Below are 18,837 nucleotides of genomic sequence, written 5' to 3'. Positions count from 1 at the left end.
GAGCACCTTCCAGGTGAAGAAGACTACTGGGTTCTATCCGCTTGTTCATGTTGATGCCGCGCCGGTGGTGGCGGTCGGTTCCGCGGGTGGGGTGTTGTTGACCACGACGGCCGAGGTCACCGGTCTTGCCGGTGGGCTGGGCGAAGCGTTGTCGTCGTGGCGGAAACCGACCGCGGTGCATCACCCGGGGAAAGTGGTGACGGATCTGTCGATCACGCTCGCGTTGGGTGGTGACTGCTTGGCCGATGCCGCGCTCGTTCGGGCCGAACCGGGCCTGTACGGCAAGGTTGGATCAGAAGCGACGGTCTCGCGCATGATCACGGCGCTGGCCGCCGATGCCGACAAGGCCCTGACGGCGATCGCTGGCGCGCGTCGTGCCGCACGTGCCACCGCTTGGGGGTTGGCCGGTGACCGGGCACCGAATCATGGTGTGACTGCTGATCATCCGCTGATCGTGGACTTGGACGCGACACTGATCACCGCGCACTCGGACAAGCAGGACGCGGCACCGACGTTCAAGAAAGGGTTCGGATTCCACCCGTTGTGCGCGTTCGTTGACCACGGACCGGCCGGCACCGGCGAACCATTGGCGATGCAGTTGCGGCCGGGTAACGCCGGCTCCAACACCGCTGCCGATCACATCGCCGTGACCCGGGACGCGCTGAAACAGTTGCCCGGGATTAACCCGGCACGGCCAGGCCGCAAGATCCTGATCCGTACCGCCGGCGGTGGCGTCACCAAGGAATACGTGAACTGGCGTGCAAACAAGGGCGTTTCGTATTCGATCGGGTATACCCTGCCCGTGGCGACACCAGACATTTACCGCATCATCCCCGAAACAGCGTGGCAGCCCGCGGTGGACGCTGACCGTGAACTGCGTGATGGGGCGGAGGTTGTCGAGGTCACCGACCTGCTGGCCTACCACGGGCTGCTGACTGGGTGGCCGGACGGGATGCGCGTGGTCGTGCGCCGTGAACGACCACACCCCGGAGCCCAACTCCGGTTCGAGGACGTGGACGGGTACCGGCTGACCGCGTTCGCTACCAACACGATCCGCGGGCAACTGGCCGACCTGGAGTTACGCCACCGCCGCCGGGCACGGTGTGAAGACCGGATCCGGATCAGTAAAGACACCGGCCTGGCCAACCTGCCGTTGCACAGTTTCGATCAGAACCAGATCTGGTGCGCCCTGGTCATGCTCGCCGTGGAACTGACCGCCTGGACGCAACTGCTCGCGTTCGACGCCAGCCACCACGCACGCCGGTGGGAACCCAAGAAGCTGCGGTACTACCTGTTCACGATCCCGGCCACGATCGCCCGCCACGGCCGCCGAATCCTCTTACACGTCAAGGAAACCGCGCCACACGCCGACCTGGTCACCACCGGATGGGAACGACTCCACCACCTCGCCGCACCAACCTGAGCAGCGCCCCACCCGTCCCGACAACCCAGGAAACACCCGGCCAGTGGAACCGGCACCCACCGCGAGTGACATCGCGACCGACCGTCACACCCACCAGGCAAAATCAACACCGAGGCCAGCGATCAAGCCACGAACAGCGCCACGCGGCAGCCTCATGAAATTTCGAGTCTAGGCGGCTCCGCTTAGGTGTGCAGTCAAACGACCCAGTTCAGGTCAAATGCCGAATTGCGTTGCGGAGCACGGGAATTGAGAGAGCTACTATCGCCTGGATTGCCCTGACTCGTAAGGTGCTTGGGTGACTCGATACCTGCGCCCCGGAAGGATTGTCCCCAGCGGAGACCACACCTGGCTGGTCGACGCCTTCTGGCCGGTTGCTGTGGCCGTGGCCGCAAACGGCTCGTTCACTGCCGTCGGATGGCCTTGGCCCGAGACGCGTGTGGACGACGAGCGAGACCACATCGCCATACGAGACGGCGTGGGAATCGTTGTCCGAGAAGGAAATCGGGTCGTGTGGGCGCGGCTGGACGCGGTGCGTACGGCGGAGGTGGACGCGCCTCTGTGGTTGACGGGCGCGGATCCGGACACCGCATGGTTCGTCGACCGCTCAGATCTTGACCCTGCGCCACCGATGGATCGGCCGCCGAAGATGCCGTCGGGCCGTCTTGTGGCGATCCATCCCGACGGCACTAGCACCGAGATCGTCACCGAGAGGCCGGTCTTTGCCGTGACAGCCCGCGATCGCCGCGTGTGGGTGCTCTTCTGCGAACCGCACATCGTGCACACACCCGACGCCGTCCGGTGGCGCTTCGGACCTCCGATCTCGGCTTTCACAGCCACCCGCGAAGAGCTCCTTGCCCGGGGCATGGAGGCGACTGAAGCAAGTGAGACTCCCGAAGCCGACCCAACCGGTCATCGCCCGCACGCTTGGATCTGGCTGAACAAGGATCGCGACCTGATCATCAGGTATGGCTTGCCTGCGCTGGGCCGCCTTTGGTGGGCCGGTGCCGACCCGGGTGGCGACCGCATTGATCGGCACGCGAACCTCGCAGCGCACGACCTGGACACGGGCGAGGAGGTGCTGCGCGTCGATCTCGGTGTGGGCCGCGTCTCAGACCTGCAGCAGGTGGGTGATGAGATGTGGGTCAGCGTCACCCAAGGTGCATGGCGACCATTTGAACCCGACTGTGGTGCTTCGGTTTTCGCGGTCACCAGCAGCCGTGGCGTTCGCACGGTTCTGGCAGCCGACGCCGTCGATATCACCCACTTCGCTCCGCGTCACCCGCGCCCACCGCAGCAGCAGATCGACCACAGCATCGAGGCTCTCCGCGAGATGTTTCAGGGCTTCGAAGGACCGCCTGTCGTCGAGCCGAATCCGCTTCTTCGCTGGCCGGGTAAGCCGACTGACTTTGCCATAGCGGTTGAAGGCGATTGGCCCGAGACGCGCGTGGTGATGACCTTCCGTCATCCGGTGCGTGACGGCGTTGTCATGCGGCGCACGATGCGGGTGTTCACCGACGACGGTTTTCCGGTAGCTCACAAGCACGCCGGCGCATATTTGGACGAGGACATCGCCACGAAGGCGCTGCCACCCGTGGAAAGAGCCGTCGACGGAATCCTCGACATCTGAGCGATCAGCGGCGAGTGCGAGCGCCACCGGTCAAGCACCCTCTTGTCGTGAGGCCCGCTGCGGAGTTGCATGGACGTTGTCGCATTCCTGCACCGACCCGCACGGAGGTCCCCATGTCCGAAGACCAGCTCACCCTCGACCCGTCGCGCACAGCGGTGGTCCTGATCGAGTTTCAGAACGAGTTCACCTCGCCCGGTGGGGTGCTGCACGACGCCGTCGCGCCGGTGATGGACAAGACCGGCATGCTCGCGAACACCGTTGCGTTTGTTGACAAAGCGCGCGCGGCGGGTGTCACGATCATGCACGCTCCGATCACCTTCGCGCCCGGTTTCGGCGAGCTCACGCGACACCCCTACGGCATCCTCGCCGGAGTCGTCGGTGGCAACGCCTTCGTGAAAGGCACGTGGGGCGCCGACATCGTCGACGACCTCGCGCTCGCGGACGGCGACATACTCATCGAAGGCAAACGCGGCCTCGACACCTTCGCCAGCACCAACCTCGACTTCATCCTGCGCAGCAAGGGCATCGACACGGTGATCCTCGGCGGCTTCCTCACCAACTGCTGCGTCGAGTCGACGATGCGCTCGGCCTACGAAAATGGTTACCGCGTCATCACTTTGACGGACTGTATGGCGGCCACCTCGGCCGCGGAGCACGACAACGCGATCACCTACGACTACCCGATGTTCTCCCACCCGCTGGAGTCGACAGCGGTGGTGGAAGCACTGCCGGCCTGACCGTCCTCCCGGGAGGACGCGTCGCCTCGCGACGAGGTGCCGCACGTCACGGAATACCGGGGCCGCGCAGCACCTTGCCATGAATATGCGTGCAGCGACATACGACAAGTTCGGTGACAACGACGTTCTGCAGATCCGCGACGTGCCGGATCCCAAGGTCGGCCCCGGCGAAGCGCTCGTCGAGGTCCGTGCCGCCGGTGTCAATCCGGTCGACTGGAAGCTCATGGCAGGCGGCCTCGACGGGATGATGGAGGCCAGCTTCCCGATCGTGCCCGGTTGGGATGTCGCCGGCGTCATACGTGCCGTTGGTCCTGACACGCCCGAATTCGCCTCTGGGGACGAGGTTCTGGCGTATGCCCGTAAGGACTGGGTGCACGGCGGAACCTTCGCCGAATTGGTCACCGTGCCCGTGCGGGCGCTCGCCACCAAGCCCGCCGAGCTCGACTGGGCTGGCGCCGCCGCCCTCCCACTCGCCGGGCTGACCGCCCTACGTGTGATGCGCCGACTCGACGTCGGGACCGGTGACACCGTGCTCGTGCACGCGGCCGCGGGCGGTGTCGGCCGATTCGCCGTCCAACTGGCCCGTGAGCTCGGCGCGACGACCGTCATCGGCACAGCCTCGCCGAGCAATCACGACGCGCTGCGCGATCTCGGCGTCATACCTGTCGCGTATGGCGATGGACTCGTCGACCGCGTTCGTGAGATCGCGCCCGATGGTGTCGATGCGGTGGCGGACCTGGTCGGTGGAGTTCTCGAAGACACTCTGGCCGTGCTTGCATCGGGCGGTCGGCACGCGTCGATCGCGGATCCGTCCGTCGAACAGCACGGCGGGTTGTGGATCTGGGTGCGTCCCGACGGCGCGGAGTTGCAGTGGTTGGCCGATCTGGCCGCGAGTGGTGGGCTGCGGATCGACATCGCAGAAAGATTCGGACTTGCCGATGTGGCAACGGCATTCGAGCGCAGCAGGTCTGGCCACAGCAACGGAAAGCTCGTCATCGACGTGTCGTGATACCTCGATGACGAGCCTTCGGCGGCTGTGCGGCGCCGGTTAGTGGATGAAGATCGACAGCACCAGGATGCAGATGAAGGCCACCACACTGACCAGCGTCTGCACTGCGGTGTGCACCTTGGTGGCATTGGTCATCGACATACCGAAGGATTCTTTGACCAGCCAGAAGCCGGCGTGGTTGACGTAGTTCAAACCGATCGAACCGGCTCCGATCGCCAGCACGACCAACGAGGTGTGCCAGGACGATCCGTCATGCACCAACGGCGCGACGATGCCGGTGGCCGAGACGATGCCGACGGTCGCGGAACCGGTGGACGCGGACAGCAGCAGCGCGAGCAGCCAGCCGAGCACGATCACATTCACGTTGGTGTGCGACGCGGCCGACGCGATCGCGCCGCCGATGCCGGTCGTCTCGAGCACGCCGTTGAACGCGCCGCCACCACCGATGATCAGCAGGATGCCGACGACGGCTTTCAGCGACTCGGACACCGAGCGCCGCAGCGTCTCGCCATCCTGGCCAGTGCCGAAACCCAGCGCGAACAAAGCGAACAGGAAGCCGATCAGCATCGCGACGACAGGTGTGCCGACGAGCGTCGCAACGTCGGAAATGTCGCTGTCGTGCGAGAACCAGACCTGCACCACCGTCTGGAACAACATGAGCACGACGGGGATCAGAATCGCGCAGATGGCCAGGCCCATGTTTGCCTGACGGGTGGTCTTCGGTTCGCCTTCGCCCACGCTGCGATGCACGGATCCCACCGGCACACCAGTGCCGGCGAGTGCATTCGTCGGGCCGGCCGCCGCGGTGGTGAACTGCGCCACGAGTGCTGCGTCAGGCTCGATCTCGACGCGACGGGAGATGAACCGGGCGTAGAGCGGGCCGGAGACGATGACGGTCGGGATGGCGCACAGCAGGCCGAGCACGATGGTCTTGCCGAGGTTGGCGTGCAGTCCGTCGACTGCGACCAGCGGCCCAGGGTGTGGCGGCACCATGCCGTGCAGTGTTGCCAGAGCAGCGATCGTCGGCACGACCAACATCGTGTATGGCGAGCCTGCCTCGGGACGTTCCTCGCGAACCCGTTGCGCAACGCTGAACACCAGCGGCAGCAACACGATCAGGCCGATTTCGAAGAACATCGGCACGCCGATGACGAAGGCTGCGGCGCCCATCGCATATGGCAGCACAGCCGTCGATGAGCGGTCCACGATCGCCGTGGCGATCCGGTCAGTGGCACCTGAGTCCGACAGCAACCGGCCGAGCATCGCGCCCAGCGCGAGTGTCACACCCACGTTGCCGAGGATGCCGCCGGCGCCGCTCTCGATCGAGGAGCCGATCTTGGCCGCGGGTTCGCCGGCGAAGATGCCGACCGCGACCGACACGACCATCAGTGCGACGAACGGGTGGAACTTCAGCCGCGAGTTGATCAGCGTCACCAGGACGACGATCGACGCCACCAGCAGCGCCAGGAGATACCAGGAATGTGCACTCATGCAGGGGTCCTCACGATGGATTGAACTGCGCTGCCGGCGAGGCGCGCCGTTCCGGAATCGATTCCAAACGTATGACGAGGGTCACACTCCGGTCAAGTGGCTTATGCGACGGCGGTGGCCCGGCACCTGCCTCGCGGGGCTTGCCCAAGGGAGTCAGCCGGGCCTGTCGTCGGGCCGGGTTTGCAGTGTTACCAACGTGGTTCAGCTATCTGGCGCCGGGGGCTCCAGGCCTGCGCGATGAATTCGCCGAACCGCTGTCGAGGTCCGATGCCTGGATCTTCATCGCCTTCGCGGTGCTTCTCGTCCTGATGTCGGTCGTCGTCTTCGTCGTCATCCGGGGGGAGGCCGTCGGGTGAGATCGTCAGGCTGGGCGGTGCGCGTCGTCCGAGCAGATTCGCGCGACTGCCTGATCGATGACCTGAGCGGTCGGGGTCGCCTCGTCGTCACCCGTGAGCAATGTCAGCGTCGGTATGACGGGGGTCGTCGTCAGAGCATCCGCCACCCGATGGCTGGCGCCGACGACGCACAACCCGTCCGCCGCAAGGCTGCGCAGGTAGGCCGCCGGTGAGGTCATCGCCTCGAGGCCGGCGCTGTCCTGGATCAGCAACTGGTGACCGGCCGCGGATGCGGTGATCGCGCAGTCGCGGATCACCTCGCCCACCCACGGCTCGCTCAGTGGCACGAAGAGCGCAACGACGTTGAAACGTCCCGTGCGCAGCGACTGCGCGGTCCGATTCGGTTGGTATCCCATCGATTCGGCGATGTCGAGGATGCGGGCGCGGGTCGCCATACCGACCTCCTCGTTGCCCGAGAGCGCTCGCGATGCGGTGGCCTTGCCGACGCCGGCAGCGCGGGCCACATCCGCCAGAGAGACGCGTTTCATGTCGGGGCCTCCTTCGAAAGAACACCGTGCGTGGCGCCGCGGCGACCACCAGTGGCGGGACTGCGCTGCGGCATACGTGATGGATCGAACTTTAACCGGCCCGTGCTGGATGACGAAGCGAGGCTCGTTGGGGGCCGGCGATGATCGAATTTGATCGAAATAATCTTCTCGCAATCTACGTCGATCACCGAATCTGCCCTAGTCTGCGAAGGCGGTCGCAAAACGAGTCGGCCGATCTCCCCGCTGGCGCGCCCGCGTCAGCCCGTATCGATGCACCACTAGGAGCACGTCATGCAGTTACGCAGGACCTCTTTGACGGTGGCCGTCATGGTGACCGTGGGAGCCGCCGGCGTCTCGCCCGCGATGGCGACGAGTCGAGCCGCGACACCCGCAGCAGGATCCACGACGGTCAAGCCCGGCAACCCGGCCCCGTCCTACAACGGGTTGGCTCTGACGCCGCCGATGGGCTGGAACGACTGGTCGTATTACCAGTGCAACATCAGCCAGCAGCTGATCCTCGCCCAGGCGAAGGCGCTGGTCACCAGTGGTCTTGCGAAGAAGGGCTACGACACTGTCACCGTCGACGACTGCTGGCTGGCTCCGACACGCTCGTCGAACGGCACGCTGCAGGCGAGCCCGACGCTGTTTCCGAAGGGAATGGCGTGGCTGGGCAAGCAGATTCACGCTCTTGGGCTCAAGTTCGGTCTCTATGAAGACGCCGGCACGCAGACGTGCGGCGGCTATCCGGGCGTGTGGGGACACGAGAAGCAGGACGCCGACACGTTCGCGTCGTGGGGCGTCGACTACGTCAAGCTCGACGGCTGCAATGTGCCGGTCGCGAGCGGTCAAAGCGCGCTCGCGGTCTATCAGAAGGAGTATCAGACGTTCAGCGCCGACCTCGTGGCCACCGGCCGCAAGATCGTGTTCTCCGACTCGATGCCTGCGTACTTCCAGGGCACCTCGGACTGGCAGTCTTCGATCTCGGACGCGAGCAAGGTCGCGAACCTCTGGCGTGAAGGCGCCGACACCGCGCTCGGCCAAGAGTCGGGCGACGCCAAGTGGGACGCGATCGATTACAACTACAGCTACAACGTGGGCCTCGGGAAGTATGCCGGGCCTGGTCACTGGAACGACCCCGACTTCCTGCTGACCGGTGACTCCGGGCTGAGCACGACCGAGATGCAGTCGCAGATGTCGTTGTGGGCGGAGATGTCCGCGCCGCTGATCAGCAGCACCGACCTGACCAAGTTGACTCCGCAAGCGCTCGCCATCCTGGGGAACAAGCGGATCATCGCCGTCGACCAGGACTCCCTCGGCGTGCAGGGTCACATCGTGCAACGCGGCAAGAACTACAACGTGCTGACCAAGCCGCTCGCCGGCGGTGACGCGTCGGTCGTGCTGTTCAACTCCGGCAACACCTCGCAGACGATCAGCACCACAGCGCTGACCGCCGGCCTCAAGGGCGCCGGTCCGTTCACGCTGACCGATCTGGTCAGCGGGCACCAGACCGCGACCAACGGTCAGATCTCCGCGGTCGTCCCGGCGCACGGCACGGTGATGTATCGCGTGCATCGCGGCACGACCGGCAAGCTCGCCTCGGCGGTGAGTATGGCGTTCGCCAACGGCGCGCTGGCCACGGGCAAGAAGACGCCGATCAAGGTGACGGTGACGAACAACGGCCCCAGTGCGGTGAATTCGGGAAGTATGACGCTGTCGGTGCCGACCGGTTGGAGCGTTGCGCCGACTGTGGGCAAGGTCGGTCGGCTGAAGCCGGGCGCCTCGCAGACTGTCGCCTTCTTCGTCTCCGGTGCGACGACCCCGCCACCCGGACCGGACACGACAATCCTGACGGCAAGCCTGAGCTACGTGTCCGACGGGACACGAGCCAGCGTCGCGGGGGAGGACGACATCTACTCCAACCGGGCCTACCCGTCGCTGGCGTCGGCGTTCAACAACATTGGTATCACTGACAGTTCGAACTACGCGGTCGGCAACTTCGACGGGTCGAACAACAGTTTCTCAGCTGAGCTGCTGGCCGCGGCGGGTGCAACGCCAGGAGCCACGGTCACGTCAGGCGGAGTGAGCTTCACCTGGCCCAGCGCCGCCGCAGGCACGGCGGACAACGTGCAGGCGAACGGGCAGACCATCACGCTCACCGGCAGCGGGAGCGCGTTGGCCTTCCTCGGGTCCGGATCGGCGATCGACCAGCCGGGCACGGTGACAGTGACCTACACCGACGGCACGACGTCGTCGGCCAGCGTCGGCTTTCCGAACTGGAGCTTCGAGAACGGCACCGACATGGGCGCCACCGTCGCGATCAGCACCATGGGCCGCTACACGCCGACCGGCCTGGCCACCAGGCCTACGCCTACCGGATCTTCTACAACTCGATCCCGTTGTTGGCGGGCAAGACCGTCGCCAAGATCACCCTGCCCAACGATTCGGCGATCCACGTCTTCGCAGTGGGTTTCAAGTCCTGATGTCCGCCCCTCGTCGGGAGTCGACGATCGGGTCTGAGTAGTCGGCGGCCGGCCCGGCATGCGCCATACGCGGCGTATGCCGGGCCAATTCCGTTGTGGCAGAGGATCATTCGGTGAGGATCGCAGCCGCGGCACGGAGGGTCTCGCGGTCATGGTCGCGGTGACCGAAGACGACGATCGCTGCGGCAATCGGTGCTTGGCCTATGGCGACCGCGACGGCCGCGACGCCGGGATCCGCCATACCGTCGCTCCAGGCGATCCGCTCGCGCCGGATGGTCGGGAGGGCTGCCTCGAAGGCGCGCACCACGTCGCGGTCGCTCCGGCGCTCGTCGGCGAGGATCGCACGGCGGTTCTGGGTGGGGGCGAGAGCGACCAGCAGCCGGCCGGCGGCGGTGGCCAGGAGACGTCGCGGCAGGTGCGCATCCGCGATGTAGCTCAGTCGATCGTCCACCACGCGACTCGAGCGACTGGTGTAGAGCACCGTCGCACCCGTGCGGACGGCGATCGCGGCGGGCAGTGCGCATCGCCGGGCCACCTCGTCGATGTCGACGCCGTATGTCGGATCTCCTCCACCAGCCACAACTCCCAGAACGTATGGCGCAGAACCGATTCGGTAGCTCGACCCATCCCGGACCAACCACCCTCGCGCGGCCAGCCCGGTGAGCAGGTCGTGCGCCGAGCTCATCGGAACCTGCAACGTCGTCGCGACCTCGGACGCCGACATCCCGCGCTGCGAGCGCGCGACCGCGTCGAGAATGTCGGTGATCCGGTCGACGGTGCGATGCGTCTTCATAGTGGCCAAGTCTTCCGCATATCCGAAAGTCGTGTGCTGCGCGTGCGGTGTTGGGGATGGTTGAGGTGAGCTTTGATGCCGCACACCGATGGAGAGGGCTGCCGATGACTGAGGAACCGCTGGCGCACCTGTTGCGTATTCTCGATCTGGAGGATGCCGGCGCGGCACACGTGCTCGGGGATGAACCGGAGACCGGATCGCCGCATCTGTTGGGCAAGACGGCTGCTGCAGCGATGGCCGCGCATGGTGTGGCGTCGGTTGAGTTCGCGCGGCTGCGAGGCGGGCCCGCGCGTTCGGTGACCGTGCGCACCGAGGACGCGATCCTGCAACTGATGGCGGCCTTCGGCACACGCATCGGTCGGGTGCCGATGGTCACGACGATGGAGGACCCGAATCTGTTGGGGGACAGCGGTTTCTACCGCTGCGCCGACGGTCGCGAGATCTTCGTGCTGCTGTCGTTCCCGCATCTGAGAGACAGGGCGCTGGCGGTGCTCGGTTGTCCGCCGAACCGGGCGGCGATCACGGCGGCAGTAGCGCGGTGGCGCGCCCTTGACCTGGAGGAGGCGATCAACGCCGTCGGCGGCACAGCGACCATGGTGCGCTCGAGCGAGGAATGGCAGCAGAGCGAGGCCGGCCGCGCGATCGCGGAGACCCCGGCGGTGAGCGTGGAGCGGATCGGGGCGGCTCCGAGCCGGGTGCGCGGCGCTCTCGGCGTGGTCGAACCACCGCTCAGCGGGATTCGGGTGCTGGATCTCACTCACGTGATCGCCGGACCGGTGGCCGCACGGCTCGTCGCGGAACTGGGTGCGGACGTGCTGCACCTGTCGCGACCGGATCGGCCCGACCCGAACGCGATGATCATCGAGACGGGTGCCGGCAAGCGGAATGCGTTCTGCGACTTGCGAGTCGAGAGTGACCGCGAGGAGTTCGAATGGGCTCTTGCGCAGGCGGATGTGGTGATCCACGGATACCGCCACCTGGAGCGTTTCGGCATCGATGCCGCGAGCTTGGCGCAGCGCCACCCGGGTCTGGTGGTGGCCGATGTGCACGGCTGGGGGCCGGACGGGCCATGGGGAGATCGCGGCGGATTCGACCAACTTGCTTGCTCGGCAACGGGATTCGCATTCGAGGAAGGTGGCGACCACGCGAGTCTGCCACCGACATACTTGTTGAACGACTATGTGGCCGCTTTCTTGCTGTCGGCCGGTGTCAGCGCTGCGCTGGCGCGCCAGCTGCAGTCGGGTGGCAGTTGGCGCGTGCACGTCGATCTGGCGCGGGTGTGCACGTGGGTGCAGTCGTTCGGGCTGCTCGCCGGACGCACGCGTAGCGGGGATCTGCGCGAGCGACTCAACGACGTGGAGCTGGTCTCGCGGCCGGGGCCGTTTGGTGACGTGCGGACGCTTCCGTCATTCGTCGCAGTGGATCCGCCGTGGGAGAGCACTGTCGGAACCAGTGCTCCGCTCGGCTCGTCGCCGCTGTGCTGGTGACTGGTTGGCACCGCTCGCGAGGGGCGTGATCAGCGAGAACTCGAGGTCAGTCGCTCAGATATGACGGATTCCAATTCGTCGTGGCGGCCCATTGCTCAGCGACCTCCATCAGCAGAAGCCATGCGGGATCTTTGATCGCACCGTATGAGGAGAGTTCGGTCGTCACTGCCGCGGCAGCGGTTTTGAACCGCGCCCACGTGTCGCGATGGAATGTGTCAGCGCTGAGGAAGTCGCGGAAGAGCAGGGCGCGGCGAGTCGTCGGCGCATCGACCGGCCGAACATGAATGTTGACAGCACGAGCACCTACCCGCGGAGCGAACACCATCTTTGGCCACAACCGGCCCTCGGCAGGCTCTTCGACGTTCCACGGCTCCGGGCGACGGCGAAAGCCAGCTGCTTCAAGTGCCGAACCTGCCGACGTGCTCGATATGTCGTCGACAACGACCATCATGTCGAGACAGTCCTTCGCGCGCATTCCCGGAATCGAAGTCGAACCGATGTGCTCAATGGCTGCAGCATCGGGCACCAGTCGGCGCAATTGGTGTGCAAAGTCACGGCCCTCGACGGCCCAGTTGCTCTGGTAGAGAGCGATCGTCACGTTTGTCAGCGCGGTCTCGTCGGGGAACGGCATCTCATGAGGCTACTGCCGCTGCCGGTCCGCTTCTTTTGCGCTTGACCGCGGTCGGACGTGGCACTGATAACGGTCAAAGGCGTCATACCTCTGAGGTATCGCGGGAGACAAAGGAGGTCTTGGACGTCGAGCGTCCTGCGGCCCGAGACTCGAGGTCGTCGGATCACACACGGTGATCGGCGGAGAGGGATCAATGTCGTTGAACGGCAAGCGTGTCGTCCTGTTCGGTGGAACGAGCGGGATTGGCCTGGCGACAGCAGTCGCGTCTGCACGAGCGGGGGCCGAGGTCGTGGTGGTGTCGAGTCGGCAGTCCAGCGTCGATACGGCATTGGCCGAGTTGCCGACGGGCGCCGAGGGTCACGTCGTCGACCTGACCGATCACGGTGCGCTCGAGGCGTTCTTCGACGCAGCTGCACCGTTCGATCACCTGGTGATCACCGCGGGGGAGGGTCTGCGGTCGATGCCGCTCGCGGAGTACGACGCGACTGCCGCCCGGGAGTTCTTCGAACTCCGCTTCTTCACAGCGCTACAGGCGATCCATCTTGCGAGTCCTATTCTGCGACAAGGTGGTTCGATCGTCTTGACGAGCGGCACTGCTGCATTCCGGCCGGCCGCAGGGTGGACGCTCGGGTCGGCGATCTGCAATGCCGTCATCGGCGCCACGAAGGCGCTCGCTGTCGAACTCGCGCCGATCAGGGTCAACGCTGTCGCGCCCGGCATCGTCCGATCACCGTTGTGGGCAGCGATGTCGGCTGACGATCAGGCACAGATGTATGCCGCGCAGGCGGCGTCGATTCCTGCCGGCAGGGTTGCCGAAACCTCCGATGTGGCTCAGGCGTACGTCGCGCTGATGGAAAGTGACTTCGTCACAGGCACGATCAGCGTCGTCGACGGCGGCACCATACTCGTCTGACCGTCATGGCATGGCGAGATCGGCATACGGGCCTCGTCGGCGGCATCGGCATACCGTGATCCCATGAGCGATCTTGATCTGCGGAAGTTGCGATACTTCCTCGCGATCGTCGACGGCGGAACCTTCAGCCGCGCCGCGGAGACGCTGCACATCGCGCAACCCGTTCTGAGTCGCCAATTGCGTTCGCTGGAAAAGGAACTCGGCGCCATTTTGTTCGAGCGATCCAGTCGTGGCACCGAGCTCACAGCTGCGGGGACTGCCCTCGTCGACGATGCCCGCGGGCTGCTGGCGTCGTCGGTCGCCTTTCAGCGGCGTGCGAGGGTGCATGGTCGAGGCGAAGCGCGGTTCACTATCGCCTTCATGCCGGGTGTCATCGTCACCGGTATGGCGCGAGAGTTGTCTGCCCGGTTCAGCGGCACCCGCGTGGAGGTGCTGCGCAGCTCCTGGGAGGACCAGGTCGAGGTGGTCCGCGATGGGCGCGCCGATGTGAGCATCGTCCGGTTGCCGGTGCCGCGGCGAGGTCTACGCGTCGTGCCGATGGCGAGCGAGCCGAGGTTGGTCGCACTGCCTGTCGGTCATCCTCTCGCGCGTCGACCCGCGCTCCGCGTGGCCGACCTCGTCGACCTGGAGCTGCTGCAAGATGTCGACGCGGTTCCCGAGTGGCGTGATGCCGCGGAGCGGCTGCGGGTCAACGGCCTCGCCGATCGACCCATCGATCTGCCGATGCCGACGACCGTCGAGGAGAAGTTGGAGTATGTCGCAGCAGGGGTCGGCATCGCGATCCTTCCGGAGTCCGCCGCCAACTTCTACACACGCCCGGACGTGGCGTACTGCCGGGTGACCGACCTCGCACCCAGCGACATCGCGCTGGTGTGCGAGGTCGGCAGGAAGAGCGAGATCATCGATGCTGCAATCGAACTCGCACTCGACACGGCTGGCGTCGTGGTGGGTGACGCCGGTTGAGCGGCCCTGTCGGCCACGGACCGTCGATGGTTTCGGCGATCGAGATCCGCAGCGAGCGACTGTTATTGCGGCGGGCGCAGCCGTCGGACGTCGACGGTTTGGTCGAGCTGCAGACGGATCCGGTCGTGCGCACCCACCTCGGAGGTCCGCGGTCTCGCGCCGAGGTGCAGCACTTCCTGAGCAACGGTGGTACCGCGGCCATTGCCCTGCAGCCGGGCACTTACGTTGTCGACGCCGACGGAGAGTTCGCCGGAACGATCGTTCTGGATCGGCGAGCGGTCGACCGCCCAGGGCATGTCCTCCCTCAGGGTGACGAGCTGGAACTGAGCTATGTTCTGCGGCAGCGGTTTTGGGGGTTCGGGTATGCATCGGAGGCGGCGACGGCAGTCTTGCACGCCGCCGCTTCCGAGTTGCCTGACCAACCCGTGCTCCTGGTCACCCAGACGAGCAATGCGCGATCGCTGGCACTGGCGGCGCGACTGGGCTTCGTCATACGGGACTCGTTCGTCGAGTACGACGCGGAGCAGACTCTCGCCGTGGCGGAAATCCGGACGTTCGCGGAGAGGCAGGTCTGACCGATTTGCTTCCTCACACCATGAACCGAGCAGGATCAGTGAATTTCGGGGTCCTCGCCGAGTTTGGGTCCAGCGCAAGATCGGCAGCGATCTGCCCGTAACCGGTCGCCATTTTGAACCCGGCTCCACAGAAGCCTGTCGCGAGGACCACTCGCCGTGATCCGGGCGCGAAACCGAGCAACGGCGCCCCGTCGTCGGTGTAGAGGTCGGGATAGGTGTCGGCACGTACGACGTACGGAACCAGATCGGGGAAGTAGCTCGCAGCGGTGCCTCGCACTTCAGTCATCTCACCGAGAGTTGGTTCGCGCAGAAGGTCGGACGGATCATCGGCACGTTCGGCACGCCCGTCGAGACTGGCCTTGACCGATGCGCCGTCCAGACACGGCGCGCCATACATCGACGTGCCTCGGGCAATCCGGATGAAGATCGGGAAGACCTCCGGGGTGAACAGGTCCGGGCGCTGAGTTCCGAACCAGGTCAACAAGATTCGCGCCGGATACACCCGGCGTTGAAGTGCGTCCGGAAGGATCCCGCCGGCCCAGGCCCCACCTGTGACGATGAGGCGGTCGACCGTCCACGACTGGTCGCCATCGCTGACTTCGACGTAGTCGTTGTGCTCGGTCACCGAGGTGATGTTGGTGTCCGTCAGGACCGTCGCGCCGCGCTCCCGCGCGCAGGTCAGTGCGGCCAGCACCGCAGCGTCCGTTCGCAGGTACCCCGCCTGCGCGTCCCAGACCCCGACTTCGTCGGAATCCAGGTCGTGTTGGGGGTAGCGCTCCTTCATTTCCGCATGGTCAAGGATCCGATGCTCCGCACCGCATGCGTCGATCGACTCCAGCAGCGCCGGGATGTACGAGCCGTCGCGGTGGCCGATGGACAGCCCTCCGCACTGTCCGAAAACCGATGAGCCTGAATCTTTTTCCAGTTCCAGCCACAGCTCGCGGGAGCGCTTCAGGATGGGGAAGTAAGGATCGGTGCCGCGGTACGTCATACGGAACAGACGCGAGTCGCCGCCAACGGCGGTGCGCGGGTGCGCGGGAGTCTTGGCCTCGAAACCGATGACCGAGGTCTCATGTCGGGTCGCCTGCCACATCGCCATGCTGCCGATGCTGCCGGTGCCGATGACTCCGATGTGTGCGTCGGTCATTGTCACAACACCTTCTTCAGGAACTGTTTGGTGCGAGCTTCCTTCGGGTCCGCGAGAACCTCGCGTGGATCCCCGCGCTCGACGATGTAACCGTCGGCCATGAAGAGCAGGCTGTTGGCGACTTCTCTGGCGAAGCCCATCTCGTGGGTCGTGACGAGCATCGTCATACCGTCATCGGCCAGTTGGCGCATGACATCCAGCACATCGCCGACGAGTTCGGGGTCGAGGGCGGACGTGGGCTCGTCGAACAACATCACCTTCGGGTCCATCGCCAGCGATCGCGCGATTGCGACTCGCTGCTGTTGGCCACCGGACAGCTGGATCGGGTAGTGATCGTCGTGCCCTTGAAGACCGACACGGGCGAGAAGTTCGAGCGCGCGTTCCCGTGCTTCGGATTTGGAGGTCTTCTTGACCATCGTCTGCCCGACGGTGATGTTCTCCAGCGCGGTGAGATTGGGGAACAGATTGAACTGTTGGAAGACCATCCCGATCTGGGTGCGCTGGCGTCGCCGCTCGATTCTCGACAGGGGCCGAAAGTGCGTGTCCACTTCGGCGTACCCGAGGTGTTCGCCGTTGACCTTCAGCACACCGGAGTCGATCTCTTCGAGCCCGTCGATACATCGCAGCAGGGTGGACTTGCCCGATCCGCTGGGCCCGATCAGAACGCAGACCTCACCGAGGGCGATGTCGACGTTGATGTCCTTCAGCACTGTGTGCGAACCGAAGGATTTCACCAACTTGCGAATGTGCACGGTTCCTGGTCCGTCCGCATCGCCCAACCCCGGCGGTCGGAATGGCGTGGTCGAAGGACGGCCGATGTCGTCGCTCATGCCGGAACCTCCGTCAGTGGTGTCGGTCTCGTGTGAACAGCGCGAGTGGACTTGCCGTAGTGGGCCTCGATCTTCGACTGCGGGTAGTTCAGCAGGATCGAAATCACGAGGTACCAGATGCACGCAACCAGCAGCATCGGGATCGTCTCGAAGGTGCGTGCGTAGATCAGTTGCACGCTTTGCAGCAGGTCGGCGACGCCGAGCACGCTGACAAGCGACGTCTCCTTCAGCATGCTGATGAACTGGTTGCCCGTGGCCGGTATGACGGTGGGCATGGCCTGAGGAATGATGATCTTTCGCATCTTCATGCTCTCGCTCATTCCGAGCGAGTCGCCTGCCTCCAACTGTCCCTTGGAGACAGAATTGAACCCACCGCGGACGATCTCGGCCATGTATGCCGCCTCGTTGAGCGACAGCCCGATGATTGCCGCGGTCGTGGCGCTGATGAGGGAGTTGGTGTCGAGCTTTCCCTCAAGCGGCGTGAACGGTATGCCGAGCCGGATGTTCGGATACAGCGCTGCGATGTTGAACCACAGAATCAACTGCACCAGCACCGGAGTCCCACGAAACAGGTTGATGTATCCGATCGCGAGCAGGCGCACGGGCAGGATTTTCGAGGAGCGCATCACCGCCACGAACAAGCCCAGCACAGTGGCGATCACCATCACGACAACTGTCAGCCAGATCGTGAGCCACAGGCCGCGCATCACTGTTCCGGCCGTGAGGTACTGACGGATGACTCCCCACTGGTACCGAGGATTAGTGATCAGGGTGTACGCGATCCCGGCGGTCACGATGACGCAGATTGCCCACATTGCGTATTCGTAGGCACCACGACGATGGATCCGGGGCTTGTCGGCGGCGTCCATCCCGGCTCAGCCCGCTGCTGCCGTTGCGATCGACGCGGTCTTGATCGCTCCGGCGCCCATGCCCCAGTCGCTCAATGCCTTGAGATACAGCGGGCTGTCCATGATCGACTGCATCGCGCTCTGCACGGCCTTGGTCAGGGGTGAATTCTTTGCCAGCCCGATTGCGACCAGATCATTGCCGAGCGCAGCGGGCTTGGCGTACTGAGCGCCGGCGAGTTCGAACGCCGCGCCATGTTGTTGAACGGCGTACGCCAAAGATGGAGTGTCGTAGAAAATGCCGTCGACTCGTCCGGACGCCAACTGCGTCAAAGCCCCGTTGACGTCCGGGAGGACTACCTGTTTGACGGCAGGTTTTCCTTCAGTGGTGCACTGCTTCGACAGGATTGGCAGATAGGTCTCCTGTTGGGTAGTGCCGGTCATCACCGCGATCGTCTTGCCGCAGATTGTCGAGTTGTTGATGCTCAGGTTCTCGGGATTGCCGGAGCGGGTCGCAAGAGAGGAGCCGTCGCTCCAGTAGTTGATCATGTCGAGCACTTGGAGGCGGGCGGCCGTGGCCGACATGTCGGTCGCGGTGAAGTCGTACCGGCCTCCAGTGAGGCCAGGGACGATCGTGTCGAATGCGACGTTGTCGATCTGCAGTTTCAGGCCGAGCTTGGCAGCGATGAGCCGGGAGATGTCGACGTTGAATCCTTCAGGCTGATTGCTGGTGGAAAGGAAGGACGTCGGCGGGTACTGCAGGTCCATCGCCACAGAGATGGTGCCGTTGGCTTTCGCCGAAGCGGGCAGCAGGGCGACCGCGGCCGGATCGGCAGCTACCCCGGCGGCGATGTTTCCGACCGTGCCGACGGCGACATTGCTCGCTCCGGACGACTTGTTGCTGGCGCCGGTGCCTGTGCCGGAACTGCCAGAACTGGAACAGCCGGTCACGGCAACTGCGATGCCGGCGGCCAGCACCGGAATGATTCGTTTCTTCATGGGT

Annotated in this window: 18 protein-coding genes; 10 read left to right on the top strand and 8 right to left on the bottom strand. The window is 65.1% G+C overall.

From position 1 onward, the window contains the following. Positions 1-13 precede the first annotated feature (13 nt). From BKA23_RS12980 to BKA23_RS12965, 4 genes are all read left to right on the top strand, one after another. A complete protein-coding gene (locus BKA23_RS12980; protein ID WP_145229123.1) occupies positions 14-1,423 on the top strand; it encodes an IS1380 family transposase in 1,410 nt (469 codons plus the stop codon). 295 nt (positions 1,424-1,718) lie between these two features. Continuing rightward, on the top strand, positions 1,719-3,050 hold the full coding sequence (locus BKA23_RS12975; RefSeq protein ID WP_145229122.1) for a hypothetical protein: 1,332 nt from the start codon (positions 1,719-1,721) through the stop codon (positions 3,048-3,050). Between the two features lie 113 nt (positions 3,051-3,163). Further along, entirely contained in the window at positions 3,164-3,787 is a 624-nt protein-coding gene (locus tag BKA23_RS12970; protein ID WP_145229120.1) for a cysteine hydrolase family protein, read from the top strand. 79 nt (positions 3,788-3,866) lie between these two features. Further along, positions 3,867-4,796 (top strand): NADP-dependent oxidoreductase, encoded by a 930-nt coding sequence (locus BKA23_RS12965; RefSeq protein WP_342783613.1) that lies wholly within the window; start codon positions 3,867-3,869, stop codon positions 4,794-4,796. Positions 4,797-4,835: 39 nt separating this feature from the next. On the opposite strand, the gene BKA23_RS12960 is transcribed toward BKA23_RS12965, so the two are convergent. Then, positions 4,836-6,287, bottom strand: a complete 1,452-nt coding sequence (locus tag BKA23_RS12960; protein ID WP_145229118.1) for a GntP family permease — start codon at positions 6,285-6,287, stop codon at positions 4,836-4,838. A gap of 185 nt (positions 6,288-6,472) precedes the next feature. On the opposite strand from BKA23_RS12960, the gene BKA23_RS17680 reads away from it, so the two are divergent. Then, positions 6,473-6,643 (top strand): hypothetical protein, encoded by a 171-nt coding sequence (locus BKA23_RS17680; protein WP_170226515.1) that lies wholly within the window; start codon positions 6,473-6,475, stop codon positions 6,641-6,643. A 5-nt stretch (positions 6,644-6,648) separates the two neighbouring features. Here the strand turns inward: BKA23_RS17680 and BKA23_RS12955 are convergent, their stop codons facing one another. Next, complete coding sequence (locus BKA23_RS12955; RefSeq protein WP_145229116.1) at positions 6,649-7,170, bottom strand: LacI family DNA-binding transcriptional regulator; 522 nt, start codon at positions 7,168-7,170, stop codon at positions 6,649-6,651. Positions 7,171-7,461: 291 nt separating this feature from the next. On the opposite strand from BKA23_RS12955, the gene BKA23_RS12950 reads away from it, so the two are divergent. Then, positions 7,462-9,687 (top strand): NEW3 domain-containing protein, encoded by a 2,226-nt coding sequence (locus BKA23_RS12950; protein WP_145229114.1) that lies wholly within the window; start codon positions 7,462-7,464, stop codon positions 9,685-9,687. A gap of 69 nt (positions 9,688-9,756) precedes the next feature. On the opposite strand, the gene BKA23_RS12945 is transcribed toward BKA23_RS12950, so the two are convergent. Then, on the bottom strand, positions 9,757-10,443 hold the full coding sequence (locus BKA23_RS12945; protein ID WP_145229112.1) for a helix-turn-helix domain-containing protein: 687 nt from the start codon (positions 10,441-10,443) through the stop codon (positions 9,757-9,759). Between the two features lie 104 nt (positions 10,444-10,547). Here BKA23_RS12945 and BKA23_RS12940 point away from each other — a divergent pair, with 104 nt between their 5' ends. After that, positions 10,548-11,930 carry a CoA transferase gene (locus tag BKA23_RS12940; RefSeq protein WP_170226514.1) on the top strand — a complete coding sequence of 461 codons (1,383 nt, stop codon included), beginning with the start codon at positions 10,548-10,550 and terminating at the stop codon, positions 11,928-11,930. 46 nt (positions 11,931-11,976) lie between these two features. Here the strand turns inward: BKA23_RS12940 and BKA23_RS12935 are convergent, their stop codons facing one another. Further along, on the bottom strand, positions 11,977-12,561 hold the full coding sequence (locus tag BKA23_RS12935) for a GrpB family protein (RefSeq protein WP_145229108.1): 585 nt from the start codon (positions 12,559-12,561) through the stop codon (positions 11,977-11,979). A gap of 193 nt (positions 12,562-12,754) precedes the next feature. Between BKA23_RS12935 and BKA23_RS12930 the strand changes: the two genes are divergently transcribed. From BKA23_RS12930 to BKA23_RS12920, 3 genes are all read left to right on the top strand, one after another. Continuing rightward, positions 12,755-13,474 carry an SDR family oxidoreductase gene (locus BKA23_RS12930; protein ID WP_145229106.1) on the top strand — a complete coding sequence of 240 codons (720 nt, stop codon included), beginning with the start codon at positions 12,755-12,757 and terminating at the stop codon, positions 13,472-13,474. A 63-nt stretch (positions 13,475-13,537) separates the two neighbouring features. Further along, the gene (locus BKA23_RS12925; protein ID WP_145229103.1) at positions 13,538-14,437 is read left to right on the top strand and encodes a LysR family transcriptional regulator; all 900 of its coding nucleotides are present in this window, start codon (positions 13,538-13,540) and stop codon (positions 14,435-14,437) included. A 26-nt stretch (positions 14,438-14,463) separates the two neighbouring features. Beyond that, positions 14,464-15,012, top strand: coding sequence for a GNAT family N-acetyltransferase (locus BKA23_RS12920; protein WP_145229101.1), 549 nt, complete (start codon positions 14,464-14,466; stop codon positions 15,010-15,012). Positions 15,013-15,025: 13 nt separating this feature from the next. Here BKA23_RS12920 and BKA23_RS12915 read toward each other — a convergent pair whose 3' ends face one another. Genes BKA23_RS12915 through BKA23_RS12900 form a run of 4 tightly spaced genes read right to left on the bottom strand, consistent with a single transcriptional unit; the run spans position 15,026 to position 18,833 of the window. Then, positions 15,026-16,159 carry an FAD-dependent oxidoreductase gene (locus BKA23_RS12915; protein WP_145229098.1) on the bottom strand — a complete coding sequence of 378 codons (1,134 nt, stop codon included), beginning with the start codon at positions 16,157-16,159 and terminating at the stop codon, positions 15,026-15,028. A 2-nt stretch (positions 16,160-16,161) separates the two neighbouring features. Continuing rightward, complete coding sequence (locus tag BKA23_RS12910; protein WP_145229096.1) at positions 16,162-16,989, bottom strand: amino acid ABC transporter ATP-binding protein; 828 nt, start codon at positions 16,987-16,989, stop codon at positions 16,162-16,164. Then, a complete protein-coding gene (locus BKA23_RS12905) occupies positions 16,986-17,858 on the bottom strand; it encodes an amino acid ABC transporter permease (RefSeq protein ID WP_145229094.1) in 873 nt (290 codons plus the stop codon). Before BKA23_RS12905 ends, BKA23_RS12910 begins: the two co-directional genes overlap by 4 nt. A 6-nt stretch (positions 17,859-17,864) precedes the next feature. Continuing rightward, a complete protein-coding gene (locus BKA23_RS12900) occupies positions 17,865-18,833 on the bottom strand; it encodes an ABC transporter substrate-binding protein (RefSeq protein ID WP_145229092.1) in 969 nt (322 codons plus the stop codon). Positions 18,834-18,837 lie beyond the last annotated feature (4 nt).

The sequence above is a fragment of the Rudaeicoccus suwonensis genome (assembly GCF_007829035.1).
GTDB classification, from domain to species: Bacteria; Actinomycetota; Actinomycetes; order Actinomycetales; family Dermatophilaceae; genus Rudaeicoccus; species Rudaeicoccus suwonensis.
Note: the sequence above shows the minus strand (reverse complement) of the source record. Positions and strands in the feature narration are given on the sequence as shown.